This window comes from Methylophilus sp. E2MeOHC9, from assembly GCF_058744375.1.
On record NZ_CP196024.1, the window covers coordinates 1462973 to 1480080 of the forward strand.

The following is a 17108-nucleotide window of genomic DNA, read 5'->3' on the forward strand; positions in this document are numbered from 1 at the left end:
ATCGTTATGCTTAACAACTAAGTGGTAACGATCAATTAAGTGAAGTTTTCACGAAAGTATGCTTTGAGTCTATTCCTCAAATGGGGGGTGTTTTGGAAATTGAATCCATAAATTCAGATTAAGCAGGTTTGGTTACGATTTTTATGAATTAAGTCTTAGGTTAAGCGGCTCTTGCACGAAGTTACTTGGCAAGTGCAGCATCAATCGTATTAGCTCCGATTGCTGATTTGTAGAGGTCTTATAATAAATGCTTTGTAATTGTTTTCTCACAGTGTCGTGCTTAATATTCAACTTAGTTGAAATTTCTTTTTGTGAGAGCCCTTCAGCTAATAGTATGGCTATTCGGCATTCTGCGGGTGTGAGACTAAATGCAGCGCTTAAGATGGAGGCATCAACTTTAGGTGCCGATTCTGGGTGGTAGAAAAACAACATGACTAAAGGTCGCAAGCCATATGCTCTCATCACTTGTTGAGGGGGAAGCATTGTATAAAAAGCATACAAAGTCTTATCTACATTCGAGGAAGTAATCTGCAAGGTTTTGAATGAGGAAGTTTCAGTAAAAGTACCTTTTCTGATATCTATTTCCATCGCTTCACATTCGTTTAAAAACTCTTCTTTGTATTTTGGAGGCATTTGCAAATTGCCTCGTTCAATTCGTAATAAATCAGTTGCTTCAAACATACGTTTGGCCGCCTCATTCACATGCATTACCTCACCATGCACAGAAGCCAAAATAACAGGCTGCCTTAATTTGTTTACTAATGTATGCCCCACGAGAGCCTGAGTTGAGTAGATAAAGTTTTGGATTGAAAGTCTACTAACCCTACACATATGAGGGAGTAGTTTATTCATGAACTCCAAGCACTCTTTTGTGATCGGCCCTTGAGATGGGCTTGTGAATATTCCAAAAAAAACTACAGCACGTTCATCGTCAACAAGTTTGCAAATGGATGAATACTTGACGTCAGCTGGAGCTAGAAACTCTTGATAGATTGGATGAGCTGACATCACCTCTTCACCTACTGTTTCAAAGTCATGCGCCCAGTGCCCAGGAGGTTTATCAATTAAATGCTGTAATCGTACTTCAACAAATTGATACTTATGCAGATAGGCGAATTCTGATTCAACAGATACGTTAGCGTGCTCACTAAATGATATAGCTTGGTTATTTTTATCTTGAGCAATCATGTGAATCACTTTGATATCCACAATCTCACTCAGTTTGTGTAGGAATGGCTCCCAACCAACTTCATTTTCTAAACTCTGATAAAGGAGCTCGATCAGAAGGTTCACATTCTCATCAGAAAGCTTGATGTTATTTATTACTGCATTTTCTACTGATGTCATTTTTAACTCACTTAGCGCTTAACTATTCAGAGCAAAACTTAACTACAACGGATATATGTAACTTATAACATAGAAAATCTTACACAGTTGTATTGGCAATAATCTATTTACTAGCAATAAGAATTAAAAGTCTGAATTTTGTTTTTCCGATAATCTTTAAAGAGTCTTAAGTTTTGTGGGTTTAAAAATTATCCCCCATTTGAGGAATAGACCGGCCATTGCCTAGATGATGTAATTGCTTCAATTCATTCAAAGGCTATTCATCGTGATTAACATTTCTCATCTAAAAGCAAAAGCTTCAATCCTTACAATCTCCACAATCCTCAGCGTTTTCTCTGCTAATGTAAATGCGGGTGGGCAACTCATTGGGTTGGGTACGGGGCTAGGTGCATTCGACTATAGCCCTCTCAAGGTTAGTTCAAACGGAATGGTGGTAACAGGCGAGATGCAGATTGGTTCTCTAGATGATGGATTTCCAATCTATGGGAACGCTATATGGACGCAAGCAAACGGCATGATTAGAGTGCGAGAATTATCTGGTGGACTTTTTGGTGGTATGGTGATCAATGCAGATGGTACTGTATTTGTTGGAAGTGACAGTTCAGTGGCTGCTAGCTGGAGTGAAAGTGAAGGAGTAATTCATTTAGGGCATTTGCCTGGAGATTCTAACAGTAGAGCATTTGGTGTTAACGCCGATGGATCTGTCATAGTCGGCACGTCCTCAAATGGTTACAAAACGGAAGCATTTCGTTGGACTCAAACTGAAGGAATGATCGGGTTAGGTGATTTGGCGGGAGGTTATTTTCATAGTTTTGTAAGTGGAGTAAGTGCGGATGGATCAGTAGTTATTGGTAATGGTTCGACTACCAGTGGTCTAGAAGCATTTCGTTGGACTCAAACTGAAGGTATGGTTGGCCTTGGTTATCTATTTGCAGATGATCTTCAAAGTAATGCTACTGGTATTAGTGCGGATGGATCAGTAATCATTGGAGACTCTTTTACCATTGGTTTTACACGTCAAGCATTCCGCTGGACTCAAACTGAAGGTATGGTTGGCCTTGGGTACTTATCTGCTGACCATCTTCATAGTAATGCTGAAGGCGTTAGTGCGGATGGGTCTGTAATTGTGGGCAGTTCTTTTTCGAGTTGGCTTGATGAGGAAGCATTTCTGTGGACAGAGGCCGATGGGATGGTAAGCCTTATGGATTGGCTAACTGAAAAAGATGTCGATATGTCAGGTTTTACTCGTTTAGTAAGCGCACAAGGGATTAGTGCAGATGGTAATACGATTGTTGGATCTGGTATTAACCTAGCCGGAAAAGAAGAAGGTTTCTATGTCAGAATTACTGCAGTACCAGAACCTGAAAGCCTAGCAATGTTAATTGCAGGATTAGGTTTAATTGGGTTAATTCAAAGACCGAAGAAACGCATGATGTAAGGAGCTGTGTTTGCTCAAAATGGGCAACATTTTAATAAGACTCAAGGTTGATACTTTGGGTCTTTTATTTTCATTCAAAACATCCTCCAGCGTACAGTTTTCAGAATTCTGGCGTTTAAGTATTTCTAACCATTTGCTCACCCGCAACTCATTCCCAAAATTCATCCACTCGCAGCCACAAACTCTGCCCATAGTCACACGCCTTGAGCCATAGCCTAGCAATCAGAGGCTGGCTGATTCGGCGGTAATCCCGGTGGCAATCGTTGGCCGTTATGTTGGATTGGCTTGGGTTGGGAGTTGGGGTTAGTCCAAGTATTAAACTTAATGTTTATAGTAGCCATGCGCTTGGATAGGATGCATGGCTTTTCGAGTATCCTCAAGAAGATGGTCACGAAATTCAATTTATTCCCCATTTGAGGAATAGACCGACCAAAAGCTAAATGCTGTAATAATCGGATAGTCTCAGCAAGTACAGCATCTGGTGTGTAAGTTTTTGTTTATGCATTGACACCAAAGCACGACAAACTTACACTCGCCCCACCATGGTTCAGCTTGGCGATGCTTAAACATAGCCAAGCAGATTAATAGGGAATCCGGTGCCGTCTCAAGAGATTACGAGACCATTCCGGAACTGCCCCCGCAACTGTAATCGGATAGCCTGTTCGCACATCTAGCCACTGAGTTTATGACTTGGGAAGGCCGCGAATAGGCAGCGACCCGAGAGTCAGGAGACCTGCCCTGGTGTAGTCGTAGAGTTCGAATTAGGGCGGGGTGCTCCTGAGTAGAAGTGAATGTCAATTCACCGTTTACATATCTATAACACCGCATATACAAGCTGAGTCGTGTCGCAACCGGCACGAATGAGGCTGTCTACTTTGAACCCTGCTATTACCAACGTACGTGACGGTTTGGTCGCGTTAATTTGAATGGTATTCAGGGAGTATTAAATCATGTTTAAACAAAAGGTATTGGGCGTGGCCATATTGGCAGCGCTCTCCGGCATGGCATCCGCAGCAGAGGATTTGCTGGACGAGGTGGTAGTAAAAGCTCGCGCGGAACCCAAGGCAGCAATCAACCTCAATAAAACCAATAGTACGGCAACGCGATTGGACCTGACCGCGAAAGAGACACCTGCCAGCGTTGACGTCGTTGATAGCGACACCATCCGCCAACGCGGCGACATCAGCATCAAAGAAGCGGTGACCCGTACAACCGGCATCACTGATATCAGCACGCCTGGCAATGGACAATCCTTTTCATCACGGGGATTCACAGGCAACAACTCCGTCGCACAAGCTGAAGACGGTGTCCGCCTGGTCACAGGTGCTGGCACGCTGACTTATCCTTCAGATACCTGGGGTTACGAGCGGATTGAAGTGTTACGCGGACCTGCTTCTGTCATATTCGGCGACGGTTCTGCCGGAGGTGTGGTTAATAGTGTCAGGAAAAAAGCTAGCCGGGAAACATCGCTTGAAGCTCTGTTCGGGTTGGGGACACGCGGTAACTATCGTACCGGTATCGGCGGCTCAGGTGCCATCGGTGAAATGGGTGCTTTTCGTATTGATGCCTCTGCGTTAGGCGGTAATGGATACATAGATAGGGGTGATTTTAAAAGTAAAAAAATCATGTCGTCGTTTCTGTTCACGCCTACAGAGAATCTACGGATCGGTTTTACGCTTGACCATGCAGAAGAGTCACCGACAGCCATTTATGGTTCACCGTTAGTGAACGGCAATATTTCGCGTGCATTACGTAAAGCCAATTTCAATGTCGACAATGACAAAATGGATTTCGTTGATACCCGTGCCCGCGCCAAGGTCGAATGGGATATCACCCCTTCATTGAAATTCAAGAATGAGACTTACTGGTTCAAGTCGGACCGGGAATGGCGTAACGCAGAAAACTACGCACTGAATACGACGACTAATCGTGTCACCCGCAGCAGTTTTTTAGCGATCGAACATGAACAGACCCAGTATGGCAACCGCATGGAGCTGGCCTCGATTGATACTCTGTTGGGACATCAGAACCGTATCGCAGCGGGTTGGGAGATCTCGCATACAGATTTCCTGCATAGCAGCAATGCGGGCAACACTGTTTCAGACAGTGTCCCGGTATATAACTTCTCTCCCGGCCTGTTTAGAAGCACGACGGCGGTATTGAAAAACTATGATGCTGATCTCAAGCAACAGGCTTTCTTTGTGGAGGATGCATTCAATGCGACTGATCATTTAAAGCTGATCGTTGGCCTGCGCAAGGATCTGATCGATACTTATCGTAAGGATTACAGGGGCGCCGCCAATGTTGATCAGGATTTCTCACCGCTGACCTGGCGCGCAGGGGCTGTGTTTGATTTGACGCCAGAGACTGCCTTGTATGGGCAGATGAGCCGGGGCACGGATCCGGTGACTAACTTGTTAGGCTTGAATCTGGCCAACGCTCAGTTCGACCTGACCAAGTCCCGTCAGGAGGAAATAGGCATTAAGCACCTGCTGCCTGATGCTAAAGGCCAAATGACCCTTGCCCTGTATCACATCGCTAAAGATGACATCATCACGCGTGATCCGGTCACGCCATCGGTTTCCATCCAGGGTGGTAAACAATCTTCAAGAGGTATTGAATTTGCAACTACCTTGTTTCCCGTCGAGAATTGGCGCACGGACTTCAATATAGCCATACTGGACGCTCGTTTTGACGAGTTAAAAGAAGGCAATGCCGGTATTTCACGTGCCGGAAACACGCCTTCGAATGTGCCTGAGCGCGTGGCTAATGCCTGGTTATATTATCAGCAGCCTAAGTGGGAAGCCGGTGTAGGCGCCAGATACGTTGGCAAGCGTTATGCCGATAGCGCCAACGCAATCACCATGGACAGTTACACCGTTTACGATGCGAGCGCAGCCTGGAATATCAACAGGCAGATCACATTGCGGGCAAATCTACGCAACCTGACAGATAAGTTCTACGCGGCATTGGCTTACGGAAATACACAGCAAATCATAGGCGCGCCCAGACAACTGGAGTTGACGGCTGAGTTCAGGTACTAACCGTCTTCGATGCGATTATTGACTTTACGCAATCTGCATCTGTGGCATCGCTGGCTGGGGATAGGCTTGGGGTTGTTGGTACTGCTCTGGTTTATCTCTGGCCTGGTGATGCTCTACGTCGCCTATCCCAAACTGAATCAAGCGAAACGCCTGGCTACACTGCAGGCAGTGGATTTAAGCAAGATTCAATTCAGCGCTGAAAAAGCATGGCGTACCGCCGGTAATCAGCATGCGCCCGAAAAAGTCAGGCTGAATATGCACCATGACAGGCCCGCCTATCATTTTTTACAGGGCGGCGCATGGCTATCAATCTGGGCGGATACGGGCCAACGCCTTGCCATTAATGATGCGCTGATCAGGAGCAGTGTCAGCGCGTTTTCACCACATGCTGACATTCAGGGTAGTCAACTCATTACCCGGGATCAATGGTCGATTGCATCCGGCTTAGATGCACATCGCCCCTTACATCGTATTGCACTGGAAGATGTGATGGGCACTGAGCTTTACGTATCCAGCCATACCGGTGAGGTCGTGCTAGATACACAGCGCAATGAGCGCACCTGGAACTGGCTGGGGTCTGTCATTCATTGGATATATTTCACGCCTCTGCGCGTGGAACGTGAATTGTGGCGCCAGGTGATCATGTGGGCCTCGGGCGCCGCTTTGCTATTGATTGTATTAGGGATGTACTTGGGTATACAACGGCTTCGCATCAAGCGCAGATATAGCCAGAACCGTGTCTCGCCATATCGCGGCTGGGCACGCTGGCATCATCTTTCCGGTTTGATCGCAGGTATGTTTTGCATCACCTGGCTGTTTAGCGGCTGGCTGTCGGTCAAGCCGTTTGACTGGATATCCGCTCGCAAAATGAGCGAGCAGGAAACGCTGGCATGGACAGGCGGCAAGATCGGCCTGGCTGAAATGCAGTTGCCCAGCCGTTTGGATATGAAAGAGATCAAAGAAATCGAATGGACCAAGTTCGACGGCAAGGTAAGAGTGTTGGGGTACACAGCAGATCACAAATACCTGATAGATATCTCAAATGGTGCAACGGTCGCCCCTTTTGATCAGGCCGTGCTTACCAAGCGGGCACAAGCCATGCAGGCCGGGGTGGCTCAGATATCTGCCGAGTGGTTAAACGATGGCGACTTGTACTATCGTTCTAGCGCGGAACACAAAGTCTCAAAAGTATTGAAAGTGGCATTCGCAGATAGCGCCAGGACGACCTACTACCTGGACGCTGAGACAGGGCAAGTCGTATCGTCCCATAATAATGATAGTCGGCTTTACAGATGGTTGTTCAATGCACTGCACTGTATGGATTTTCCACCACTTGGAAACTATGAGATCGGGCGTCAAGTCGTTGTGATTGCGCTTTCTATTGGCGGCATCCTCGCTAGCATCGCAGGCGTCGTGCTTGGTTGGCGTAGACTACGTCATTGATTTTTAACACTTTGATTATGTGGCTGGCGCATTCTCTGCGGAAATCATTTGCCGTTTTTTTTGCTTTGCCTAACGTTGCTTAGGCCCAAACAGACTAATGACAGCAGTAATATTTTTATCATAATATTATTAGTGTAATATTGATTGTTTATTGAACGTCGTAGATGTTAAATGAGATGTTAAATATTAAAAGGGGATAACAATGAAAAAATTAGCTTTAGTAATGGCAATAGGTTTGGCTTCTGTAAACGCATACGCGGTTGATATTGCAGGTTTAAATAACACAGGCGCTGGCTTTACGGCAGGTACACAAGATACAAATTACGCATTATCAAGCACTACCAGCCCAGTTGGCGCACACGGTTATGTCTCAGTAAATGGTTCATTTCCACTTGCAGGCAACTGGCTTGCGAATAATGCTACTTCGTCATGGTTAACACCTACTGCAAACCAGGGTGACTCATTCGATTCTTCAAGTGATGGTACCTACACATGGACTACCACATTTGATCTGACTGGGTATTCCGCAGCTACAGCCAGCTTTAACGGCCAGTTTGCTGCTGATAACTCTGCTATTGCTTACCTCAACGGCATTGAGATCGGCACTGCTGATGGTTTCACATCATGGAGTACCTTTACAGCTTCTGCAGGTAGCTTTGTTGCAGGTATCAACACCTTGTCATTTGTTCTGACGAATACAGCACTCAGTTCTGGCAACCCAGCTGGCTTGCGCGTCGAGTTCTTGTCTTCAAACGTCGCTGCTGTACCAGAAGCTGACACATCAGCATTGATGTTAGCTGGCCTGGGCTTGATGGGCTTTGTTGCACGCCGCAAAAACGTAGCTTAAGCACTACACTCGTTAGGCAAAAAGCCACGCTGATATTTCAGTGTGGCTTTTTTATTTGTTTCTCCCATCTAGTGCCAGGCCTATTATCCAGGCATGTGGTACGCACAATGATTGTGTTTTCCAGGTTTGCCTACCTACACATTTCCTTTTTCCGACCCCTTGGTCAACCTGTTTCAAGGTGGTTTTTTAGCTGCAGCATTGCAAAGTGTTTGCTTTCTTGAATTCCTCAGGCAAGAGAATTCCTACACGGTTTATAGAAATCTTCCGATAAATCTTTATGCAAACTATCGTTAGTCTGACAGGGTTGATGCCAAGAAGGACTCTCTCCTAGTGAGCACATTCACCGGTTATTAACAAGACAGTGGTTTCAGCGTAAACACTGCACCTTCAGAAATGTGATGGTTCTATCAATTTGTAGAAAGTTAAGGAGAAGTTATGAATTCAAATACCTGGAAGATCTTAGGACTTGCATTAGTCTTGTCTGCTTGTAAAAGCACACCCACGGATTTATCGCATACCGGTAATCCAACCTCAAAGCAGGAAACTGCCGCAGAGCATGCTGTGTCTGATGCAGATGATTCAGGGCGGGCATATAAAATATACGGCGCTTACCTTTCAAACCGCCAGGTTTATTTTGATTACGACAGCGATACGCTGAATCCAAAATATAAAAACCTGATCGCCGTGCATGCCAAATATTTATTGAATCACCCGCAAAGCAAAATCTCATTGCAAGGTCATTCAGATGAAAGAGGCAAGGGTGACTACAACAAGGATCTTGGCTTACGCCGGGCAGTGGCGGTGAAAAATGCATTCAATGCGCAGGGTGTAAAAAATGCGCAACTTGAAACAATCAGTTATGGCAATGAGTTCGCAAGCCGCGATTGCCCTGATGAGCATTGCCACAAGATTGATCGTCGCGTAGATATCAATTATGGTGTGAAATAAAACGGACATAAACCAAGGTATAGGTTTATAGAAGGCTTTATTCATTACAGCATGTAAAAGACGGTTCGCAGAAATGTGAACCGTTTTTTATTTCAGAAATTCTGGCGTTTTTGGGTTTAAAGCCGAGATTGATAATAACCACACTGGCATTCCTTAGGCGAGGTGTCGGTTGAGCGTAGAAAAGACGACGCATTAATCAGCCACCTCCTACACTTGAATGGGAGTGGGGCGGATAACCTAAAGACGCAATAAATCATCTAATTCACAAGCAGTCCAAAAAAAGCTATTCAGTAATAAAACTTCATTTTTATAGGGACACCACCATGAGCAAATTATTCATCACCTTATTATTCACGGCATTTGCAATGACAGCCTTCGCTGCTGACACAGATAAACAAACCGATGGCGCCGAACTTGGCACTAATGAAACACCGCAAGCACAGGATCAAAGCAGGAATAACCGTGATACAACGGCCACCAAGCCTGCTAAAAAGCATAGCCATGCGAATAAAAAATCAAAACATAATCATCAAAAAGCCGGGAGTGCAGAAGCTAACCCGATACAGCCTACAGATGCAGAACCGGCACCAGGTGCTGCAACCCGCTAAGGAAAAAAGAGATCGCTTAATGCGATCTCTTTTTAGCACATCATTTTCAGCTTGAAGTGTTTAATATGCCTGGTCATGCCAGCTGAAACCCTGCGTTCATGTACGCACCTAGATGCCATCGCCCATCCACTTCTATTCGTGGTTTAATAGCGGCTAAACCCGTGAATGAATGGCTTTGATACTATGCACTACGCCACTACACCCAACCCATATCTGATTGATAAGCTGCGCAAAGTCAGGCTGCGGTTATTAAAAGCCTATGTGATCCATGTAGGGTTCTTTTTTTCTACTTGTGCGTTCGCGGCCACGGATGTGGTACAGATTGGCGCAACCACGGCGATGCTGGTCACGCTGCTCACCATTCCGCCTGTGCTTATCTACACGGTGCTAGTCCATAAAGCATGTCGGGAGATTGATCCCAAGGCGCGTACCGCGGGTGTGGTACAGATCATTTTCTTCACCGTTTTTCTCACTCCGCTTGAGTCCGGGCTGGTGCTGCCAGCAAGAAATCTATGGGTCTCCAAAAAAATCCTGTTGGCCTGTAAGCCTGATTTATTCCCAATCAAAGCAGCTAGCCCGCCAGATGCGTAGCCTGATTTATCTCATTTCATAAGCATCGGTATCGATCATCGCGCCTGGTGAAGAAGCCACTGCGAGCAAGATCGCCAATAAGTGATAGGCGTATGGCACAATCGGAATCGCAGTCAGGGCGGGCGTCAAATTGAATACGAAGGCGACTGTAGGGATAAGCACCAGCCAGTTTTTGCCGATGACAGCACCCCTGATCAGACAGATCCCCCATATCCCCACCATAGATAAAAGATAGATTATTGCAGGCGGGCTGAAGATGTTCGATAGCGTCGCGTTTGCTACCAAGCCTGAGTATGCTGAATAATAAGTCGGCAATACACAGATCAGATAAGCGATGGTGAATAAACTGGTATTTGCAAATGCTTTATGCATGGCTCAGGTTCCTTGTGAGTGCTTCGCTATGTGGATGCTTTATTAGGTCAATGCATCTAAGGTGTATGTTAACCATTTCTGGCTATAAAATTAGTCCTACAAAACGCATATAACTGTTTCCATTTGGGATACAATCCGGGCATGTATGATTTAAACCTGATGGTCATTTTTGCCAATGTGGTCAGCGAGCAAAGCTTTTCGGCTGCCGCCAGGAAGCTGGGCATGACCAAATCCTCAGTGAGCAAGGCGGTCGCTAAATTGGAGCATGCCTTAGGCGCCAGCTTGCTTAACCGCAGCACCCGGCATTTGAGCCTGACTGAAATCGGCGCCAGCTTTTATGACTATTGCACCCGTATCAGCAATGAGGCCGATGAAGCGAACCACATGATCGAAAGCTTGAATGCGCAACCGCGGGGAGTACTTAAAGTGGCTGCTTCAGTGGCTTTTGGCACCTTGCATATTGCGCCTGCCATCGCGGAGTTTATGCATAGGTATCCGCAATTGGAAATCGACATGACCATTACTGATCGATTGGTGGATTTGACGGAAGAGGGTTACGACGTTGTGATCACCATCACACGGGATTTGCCGCTCAGCCTGGTGGCCAGAAGGCTAGCGCCTATCCGGCGCAATCTGTGCGCAACGCCCAAGTACTTTGAACAGCATGGAATACCTGTGATTCCGCAAGATTTAGTCAATCATAATTGTCTGGATTACATACATTCAGGAGACAAAGGCCAGTGGCGTTTTAATGGCCCCAAGGGCGAGGTGACGGTAAATGTCTCTGGCAGGCTGCGCATTAATGACGATGAAGCATTGTCGCAAGTCGTTCTGGGGGGCTTTGGTTTAGCGCTTTTGCCTACATTTATTATTGGTAAAGACCTGCAAGCCAGACGCCTGAAATCGGTATTGTCTGAATACCTGCCTATTGAACAACACGTCTATGCTTTGTATTTGCCCAAGCGCAATTTACCGCTGAAAACCCGCGTGTTTATTGACTATTTATCTGAGCGGTTTGGCGCAGAACCCTATTGGGATAAAGAGTAGCCGCCCAGCCATGATCAAAATCACAGCGTAACAAAAGTTGAGATTTTCGCTTTAAATAGTCTTTGCATCGCTTTGCACATTCCAATGTCAGCTTAGTGCGAGTCCACGTGATCTGTCAGCGAATTGTAGCTGTTAAGGAAACAGTCATTTTCAATTGCGCAGGCTTATTTTTTCAACCTATCCCGATTACTCTGTCGGCTTGTCCTCACGGATGACTCGTATTAATGAAGATGGTTGAAAATATGGAATCTGAAAATTTAATATTGTCGGATAGCGACTATGCGCGCTTATCCATGCTGATCAATGATGAACTGTTACGCGATGAGCTCGGCAGGGCGATTGTCGTGTCAACTGATCAAGTCCCTGAGGATGTTGTTCGAATGAATGCACGGGTGACTTATCTGGATAAAAGTAGCGGTTTAGAGCGGGAGATAGAATTGTGCTTTCCTGAAGAGGCGGATTTTAAACTCGGCAGGGTTTCAGTCATATCGCCAGTGGGCTCTGCGTTACTTGGTTTGAAAGTAGGTCAGGAGATTGACTGGCCATTTCCTAATGGGGAATCGCGGCGGCTGAAAGTGATGAATGTGGTGCATGCAGCCTGACGTAGCCTCGGTTTAATCGCTCAGGAAAAGCGTTGATGTCACTAAAAAACAGCCCTGACTATCAAAGATAGTCAGGGCTGTTTATATCAGACTGAGTGATTATTTTGCGCGACGACGCACGACAATACTCATTAAGCCTAGCCCTGCTAACAACATGGCGTAGCTATCCGCTTCAGGCACCGCGGCGACATTTGAAGAGAGGATGATCAGCCTGGAGCGCGCATCTGCAAGAGAGACGCTGCCATCTTGCTCCTGCTCGGCCACCAGGTAAATCGTGCCGTTTTCATCAATAGTGACGCCTTCGATCCCGTTATGCGGTACAACCGCCGACAGGTCAAAAGAGCTGATCAACTGGCCAGTACGGCTGACTTCAACCAGCATTCTTGAACCCAGGCTCAATAACAGCAGGTTATCTTCACCCGGAGTGCCATACAGCGCAGTGACTGACGACAATGTTTGCACGTCCGAAAGCGTAGCTAACCCCAAGCTGGATGGATTAAACAGCTGCGACATGTTGGCGATGCCGCTGCCATTCGCGCCAAATGTGAGCGTGCCACCCAGAATATCTTCCGGGGACTCTTGCTTGACGGTGACAAAACTGCCGCCGTTACGCGCATCGTAGCTGATACCTTCCAGGCCACTATTGCCCACATTCGCATTGCTGATGGAAACCGAGCTATTTGCCAGATTGGCCGTGCCGCCAGCAACGTAGTTGAAGCGGTAAGCGTCATATAAACGCTCTTCGCCGACTACTAACACGCCGTTTCCCAGATACGTGAGACCCTCGGTGTCATGCTTGCTGCTACCAGTATTGGACCAGTTGAAATTCATATGACCCAGTGTTTGGCCGGTCAATGAGATTTCGACAACGCCTGTGCCTTCGTCGCCCACAAAAAACAGTGAACCGCGATCTTTGGCATAAGTGATGGCGGAGGCCTCAAGGCCTGAGATGCCACCGTTGGTGCCATTCAGGGCGTCGAGTGCATAACTGCCTGTCACTGCGTAATTCGCCAGGTTAAGCGTACTTGCGGCATAGGCTGGCGTAGCCATGATCGCAGCCAGTGCGACCATTAAATGGGTAAGCTTCATGGGTGGCTATCCTTAGTTGGACTTGGCTTGGCGTTTGCGGCGGATAGCACCGATGGCAGCGATACCTGCTAACAGCATGGCATAGCTTTCTGGCTCAGGAACAGCTGCAGCTGCGATTGAACCTGGTGAGCCGATTTCATTCTGGGAATTGGCTGCTTTGAATGCACCATTCACGCCAACAACGCTCAGCTGGGAGATCGTGACATTGTTTAAACCCGCTGCGTTATCAAATGTTTGAAATGGAGTCGTCGAGTCAGAGGCACCGAAAGTGACTTTCGCCTGCAACGCACCGGATGCATTGAAAATATTCACGGCATCACCGCCTGTGCTCAAGCCAATACCAGAACCGCTGTAGTAGCCAATGGCAAAGCCTGCTGGCACATTAGAGCCGAACCATGTTGAAACGAATGTTGCTGCGGTCGCTGCATTGCCTTCGATAAAGACAACAGATTGACCAGCGTTGATGCTGCTAATACCTGTGAGCGCTAAAGCAGCAGAGAAACTGTTGGAGTTGTCATCTACTTTCCAGCCCGCGATATTGATAGCCGAACTGCCTGTGTTGGTGAGTTCAAACCAGTCTGCACCTACTACAGAATCACCGCTACTCCAAGGTGCCACCTCTGAAATGATGATTGCTGCCTGCGCCTGGCTGACGGCAGTTGCTAAAATTAACGCGACAAGACCCACTAAAGATTTTTTCATTATTATCTTCTCCACATATGTTGTTTAAATACTTCTGATTTAAGAAGTCCAGGAGACAGAAAATGTAAAATCCCCAACCATCTCAGCTAAGACTGAGGGCATCGTAACCAGCGGTTGTGAACTAATTATTAAGGGCGGCGGATAGGGCTGTGCAAGATTTTTACCCGCAGCGGCCTGTTGTGGCGGGTGGACGGCGCTCTATTGGCAGAATAAATAAAAGGGATTAAATTTGTATTGGCATTGATTGAGGCCGATGTCGCACTCATCCAAAAAGGCTCAGGGTTGCTGCCTTGGGCCTTTTTGATTTTAAGCAGATGTTTATCTCATCATGAATTGTGATGGGACCTCAATCTTGCAGGGAGGTGTTGTAAACGTTGGCAGTGATTTCATAGGATCTCAGGCGCGCGGGGTTATTGAAAATCTGCGAAGTGATCATGAGTTCATCTGCCCCTGTTTTGGCGATAAAAGCCTGGATTTCACTCAACACCTTTTGCCCTGCACCAATCGCGGAGCAAGACAGTACTTGATTCAAAATCGCCCGTTCCGCGCCACCTAATTGATTCCATAGATCAAATACCGGCGGTGGTAATTTGCTTGGGCTGCCACTGCGCAAGTTGATAAATGCCTGTTGCATGGAAGAGGCCAGAAAGACCGCTTCTTCATCTGTGTCTGCTGCAAACACATTGAACCCAAGCATGAGATAAGGTTGCTCCAGGTATTGCGATGGCCTGAAGGTGTCCCGGTATATTTCTATCGCTTGCATCAGATACGCCGGCGCAAAATGCGAGGCAAAGGCGAAAGGTAAACCGAGGGCAGCAGCCAGTTGCGCGCCAAATAGGCTGGAGCCAAGAATCCATACTGGCACATGCAAGCCAGTGCCAGGCACCGCTTTGACAGAGCGTTTGGGTTCCGAGGAGAAGTAATCCAGCAACTCCACCACGTCCTGCGGAAACGCATCCGCGTCCGAATCCAGGTTACGGCGTAAGGCGCGCGCGGTGATCTGGTCCGAACCGGGGGCGCGGCCGACGCCGAGGTCGATCCGTTTGGGAAATAAAGATTCCAGCGTACCGAATTGTTCCGCAATGACCAGCGGCGAATGGTTGGGCAGCATGATGCCGCCAGCGCCTACGCGTATCGTGGTCGTGCCCGCCGCTACATGGCCTATCAGTATAGAGGTCGCGGCACTGGCGATGCCTGGCATGCCATGGTGTTCTGCCAGCCAATAGCGGTGGTAACCCCATTTTTCGGCATGCTGCGCGAGCGCGAGCGTGTGCTTGAAAGACTGTGCCGCTTCACTCCCTTGCGTAATGGGTGAAAGATCAAGCACGGATAGTCTGGGTTTCATGTTGTTCTGCATTGATAAGTTGATAGCTTTGATTGCGTTGGCGCGATTGGTTCACGCGACAGGTGAATTTTAAGGAATATCTGCTACTCTAGCCGACATTCTTGCTATCCAGTGTTTGATGAAACCTGACCAATCTTCTTCCAGTTTGCATCCGCGTAATCTGCATCGTGCCGGCTATGATTTTGCTGCGCTGGTGAAAACGCATCTGCCACTTGCGCAATATGTGCGTGCAAATGCATATGGGGATGCTTCTATAGACTTTGCCAATCCGCAGGCGGTAAAGGCGCTGAATCAGGCTTTACTCAAGCAGCATTACGGCGTGGCAGTGTGGGATATCCCCAAACAATACTTGTGTCCGCCGATTCCGGGGCGGGCTGATTATGTGCATTATCTGGCGGATCTGCTGGCGGAGAGCGCTAAGCAGCCCGTGCCTGCACCGGTGCGAGTGCTGGACATAGGCACGGGTGCGAACCTGATCTATCCATTAATCGCCAGCCAGGTGTATGGCTGGCAGTGCGTGGGCGTCGATATTGACCAGCAGGCCTTAAGCAATGCGCAGCAGATCATTGACGGGAATGGCTTGCAGCAGATTTTCTTGCGTCACCAGCAAAATCCGGCGGCCATTTTTAAAGGCGCGATCTTGCCGGGGGAGCAGTTTACGCTCACTTTATGCAATCCGCCTTTTCATGCCTCGGCAGAAGCGGCGCAGGCGGGCACACAGCGTAAATGGCGTGGCCTGGGTAAGCCGTCTGCGCAGGTACTTAATTTTGGTGGCCAGGCCAATGAACTGGTCTACGCCGGTGGTGAAGCGGCATTTTTAACGGCGATGATTAACGAGAGCAAGCTGTTTGGCCGGCAATGCGTGTGGTTTACCACGCTGGTGTCAAAGGCGAGTAACTTGCCTTTAGTCTACCGAACCTTGAATAAGGTGCAGGCAGTGACGGTTAACACTATCCCCATGTCGCAAGGGCAAAAGCAAAGCCGGTTTGTCGCGTGGACGTTTCAGCCCGGATAGCTGATGCTCAAATTTTTAGATGCCTCTTTTGCTGAACAGCTTAACCAGGTGTATGCGCTGGATGTAGCCGACGGAGACGACGCGGTTCATATTCGCATTACCCGCATGGTGGATGTACAAAGTGACAGGCAAGCACAACGGTTAAGGCAATCGGCGCTGGCAAGACATTTGTTGGTGCATGCATTGGCGCACGAGTTTGGGTCTGAGCAGTTGCAGCATTGGCAGTTAAGCACGCTGGATAATGGCAAACCGCTGATTGTGTCTTCCGGCCAGGCGGTGTCGCCTGTCATCAGCTTTTCGCATAGCGGTGATATTGTCGCCTGCGCCTGGGCTGGCAGGCCGCAAGTGGGGATTGATGTCGAGTCTTTGCGGCCCAGGGACTGGGATGCAGTCAAGGATTTATACCTGCATCCTGAAGAAAAAGCATGGATGGCTGAATTGCCGGTTGAGGATCAGGCTTACCACTATTATGGTTTATGGTGCCTGAAAGAAGCTTTTTATAAGTGTTCGCCAGCCAACACAGAAGTGGCGATGACTGAGTTATGTTTTTCAGCTGAACATATTTTAAAGCAGGCCCCGGCAGCTTTTTTGCCGCTTGAAAAATGGCAAACCCATGTGGATTTTTTACCACGTGAGGGTGTAGTAGTAGCAGTGGTTTGGTAAATTTTTA

General features: G+C 47.6%; 16 protein-coding genes and 1 riboswitch. Of the genes, 11 read left to right on the top strand and 5 right to left on the bottom strand.

The features are described 5' to 3' along the window. Positions 1-141 precede the first annotated feature (141 nt). Positions 142-1347: a helix-turn-helix transcriptional regulator gene (locus ACSSVF_RS07035; RefSeq protein ID WP_492406200.1), complete on the bottom strand. Its 1206-nt coding sequence runs from the start codon at positions 1345-1347 to the stop codon at positions 142-144. A 265-nt stretch (positions 1348-1612) separates the two neighbouring features. On the opposite strand from ACSSVF_RS07035, the gene ACSSVF_RS07040 reads away from it, so the two are divergent. The 7 genes from ACSSVF_RS07040 to ACSSVF_RS07070 all read left to right on the top strand — a co-directional run bounded on the left by ACSSVF_RS07040 (position 1613) and on the right by ACSSVF_RS07070 (position 10266). Next, positions 1613-2785, top strand: a complete 1173-nt coding sequence (locus ACSSVF_RS07040; RefSeq protein WP_492406201.1) for a PEP-CTERM sorting domain-containing protein — start codon at positions 1613-1615, stop codon at positions 2783-2785. 526 nt (positions 2786-3311) lie between these two features. Then, positions 3312-3540, top strand: a riboswitch (cobalamin riboswitch). 195 nt (positions 3541-3735) lie between these two features. Beyond that, positions 3736-5829 carry a TonB-dependent receptor gene (locus tag ACSSVF_RS07045; protein WP_492406202.1) on the top strand — a complete coding sequence of 698 codons (2094 nt, stop codon included), beginning with the start codon at positions 3736-3738 and terminating at the stop codon, positions 5827-5829. 9 nt (positions 5830-5838) lie between these two features. After that, on the top strand, positions 5839-7272 hold the full coding sequence (locus tag ACSSVF_RS07050) for a PepSY domain-containing protein (RefSeq protein WP_492406203.1): 1434 nt from the start codon (positions 5839-5841) through the stop codon (positions 7270-7272). Positions 7273-7474: 202 nt separating this feature from the next. Next, positions 7475-8119 (top strand): PEP-CTERM sorting domain-containing protein, encoded by a 645-nt coding sequence (locus tag ACSSVF_RS07055; RefSeq protein ID WP_492406204.1) that lies wholly within the window; start codon positions 7475-7477, stop codon positions 8117-8119. Between the two features lie 435 nt (positions 8120-8554). Next, a complete protein-coding gene (locus ACSSVF_RS07060; protein ID WP_492406205.1) occupies positions 8555-9067 on the top strand; it encodes an OmpA family protein in 513 nt (170 codons plus the stop codon). 323 nt (positions 9068-9390) lie between these two features. Further along, the gene (locus tag ACSSVF_RS07065) at positions 9391-9675 is read left to right on the top strand and encodes a hypothetical protein (RefSeq protein WP_492406206.1); all 285 of its coding nucleotides are present in this window, start codon (positions 9391-9393) and stop codon (positions 9673-9675) included. A gap of 183 nt (positions 9676-9858) precedes the next feature. After that, positions 9859-10266 (top strand): hypothetical protein, encoded by a 408-nt coding sequence (locus tag ACSSVF_RS07070; protein WP_492406207.1) that lies wholly within the window; start codon positions 9859-9861, stop codon positions 10264-10266. Positions 10267-10272: 6 nt separating this feature from the next. On the opposite strand, the gene ACSSVF_RS07075 is transcribed toward ACSSVF_RS07070, so the two are convergent. Next, positions 10273-10638 (bottom strand): hypothetical protein, encoded by a 366-nt coding sequence (locus tag ACSSVF_RS07075; RefSeq protein ID WP_492406208.1) that lies wholly within the window; start codon positions 10636-10638, stop codon positions 10273-10275. Between the two features lie 141 nt (positions 10639-10779). Here ACSSVF_RS07075 and ACSSVF_RS07080 point away from each other — a divergent pair, with 141 nt between their 5' ends. Together ACSSVF_RS07080 and rnk are read left to right on the top strand one after the other, a co-directional pair. Then, positions 10780-11685, top strand: a complete 906-nt coding sequence (locus tag ACSSVF_RS07080; RefSeq protein ID WP_492406209.1) for a LysR family transcriptional regulator — start codon at positions 10780-10782, stop codon at positions 11683-11685. A 242-nt stretch (positions 11686-11927) separates the two neighbouring features. Continuing rightward, on the top strand, positions 11928-12287 hold the full coding sequence (rnk, locus tag ACSSVF_RS07085) for a nucleoside diphosphate kinase regulator (RefSeq protein WP_492406320.1): 360 nt from the start codon (positions 11928-11930) through the stop codon (positions 12285-12287). Positions 12288-12386: 99 nt separating this feature from the next. Here rnk and ACSSVF_RS07090 read toward each other — a convergent pair whose 3' ends face one another. The 3 genes from ACSSVF_RS07090 to ACSSVF_RS07100 form a co-directional block, all read right to left on the bottom strand. Continuing rightward, a complete protein-coding gene (locus ACSSVF_RS07090; RefSeq protein WP_492406210.1) occupies positions 12387-13376 on the bottom strand; it encodes an SdiA-regulated domain-containing protein in 990 nt (329 codons plus the stop codon). 12 nt (positions 13377-13388) lie between these two features. Further along, a complete protein-coding gene (locus ACSSVF_RS07095; RefSeq protein WP_492406211.1) occupies positions 13389-14078 on the bottom strand; it encodes a lamin tail domain-containing protein in 690 nt (229 codons plus the stop codon). 346 nt (positions 14079-14424) lie between these two features. Continuing rightward, positions 14425-15423 carry an LLM class flavin-dependent oxidoreductase gene (locus ACSSVF_RS07100; RefSeq protein WP_492406212.1) on the bottom strand — a complete coding sequence of 333 codons (999 nt, stop codon included), beginning with the start codon at positions 15421-15423 and terminating at the stop codon, positions 14425-14427. A 118-nt stretch (positions 15424-15541) separates the two neighbouring features. Here ACSSVF_RS07100 and rlmF point away from each other — a divergent pair, with 118 nt between their 5' ends. Both rlmF and ACSSVF_RS07110 read left to right on the top strand, forming a co-directional pair. Beyond that, complete coding sequence (rlmF, locus tag ACSSVF_RS07105; RefSeq protein ID WP_492406213.1) at positions 15542-16438, top strand: 23S rRNA (adenine(1618)-N(6))-methyltransferase RlmF; 897 nt, start codon at positions 15542-15544, stop codon at positions 16436-16438. 3 nt (positions 16439-16441) lie between these two features. Next, on the top strand, positions 16442-17101 hold the full coding sequence (locus ACSSVF_RS07110; protein WP_492406214.1) for a 4'-phosphopantetheinyl transferase family protein: 660 nt from the start codon (positions 16442-16444) through the stop codon (positions 17099-17101). Positions 17102-17108: the final 7 nt, after the last annotated feature.

What these genes read in the sequence shown, in the direction of transcription:
- ACSSVF_RS07035 (WP_492406200.1), bottom strand. Translation starts at nt 1,347, where the DNA reads ATGACATCAGTAGAAAATGCAGTAATAAATAACATCAAGCTTTCTGAT.
- ACSSVF_RS07045 (WP_492406202.1), top strand. Translation starts at nt 3,736, where the DNA reads ATGTTTAAACAAAAGGTATTGGGCGTGGCCATATTGGCAGCGCTCTCC.
- ACSSVF_RS07050 (WP_492406203.1), top strand. Translation starts at nt 5,839, where the DNA reads ATGCGATTATTGACTTTACGCAATCTGCATCTGTGGCATCGCTGGCTG.
- ACSSVF_RS07055 (WP_492406204.1), top strand. Translation starts at nt 7,475, where the DNA reads ATGAAAAAATTAGCTTTAGTAATGGCAATAGGTTTGGCTTCTGTAAAC.
- ACSSVF_RS07060 (WP_492406205.1), top strand. Translation starts at nt 8,555, where the DNA reads ATGAATTCAAATACCTGGAAGATCTTAGGACTTGCATTAGTCTTGTCT.
- ACSSVF_RS07065 (WP_492406206.1), top strand. Translation starts at nt 9,391, where the DNA reads ATGAGCAAATTATTCATCACCTTATTATTCACGGCATTTGCAATGACA.
- ACSSVF_RS07070 (WP_492406207.1), top strand. Translation starts at nt 9,859, where the DNA reads ATGCACTACGCCACTACACCCAACCCATATCTGATTGATAAGCTGCGC.
- ACSSVF_RS07075 (WP_492406208.1), bottom strand. Translation starts at nt 10,638, where the DNA reads ATGCATAAAGCATTTGCAAATACCAGTTTATTCACCATCGCTTATCTG.
- ACSSVF_RS07080 (WP_492406209.1), top strand. Translation starts at nt 10,780, where the DNA reads ATGTATGATTTAAACCTGATGGTCATTTTTGCCAATGTGGTCAGCGAG.
- rnk (WP_492406320.1), top strand. Translation starts at nt 11,928, where the DNA reads ATGGAATCTGAAAATTTAATATTGTCGGATAGCGACTATGCGCGCTTA.
- ACSSVF_RS07090 (WP_492406210.1), bottom strand. Translation starts at nt 13,376, where the DNA reads ATGAAGCTTACCCATTTAATGGTCGCACTGGCTGCGATCATGGCTACG.
- ACSSVF_RS07095 (WP_492406211.1), bottom strand. Translation starts at nt 14,078, where the DNA reads ATGAAAAAATCTTTAGTGGGTCTTGTCGCGTTAATTTTAGCAACTGCC.
- ACSSVF_RS07100 (WP_492406212.1), bottom strand. Translation starts at nt 15,423, where the DNA reads ATGAAACCCAGACTATCCGTGCTTGATCTTTCACCCATTACGCAAGGG.
- rlmF (WP_492406213.1), top strand. Translation starts at nt 15,542, where the DNA reads ATGAAACCTGACCAATCTTCTTCCAGTTTGCATCCGCGTAATCTGCAT.
- ACSSVF_RS07110 (WP_492406214.1), top strand. Translation starts at nt 16,442, where the DNA reads ATGCTCAAATTTTTAGATGCCTCTTTTGCTGAACAGCTTAACCAGGTG.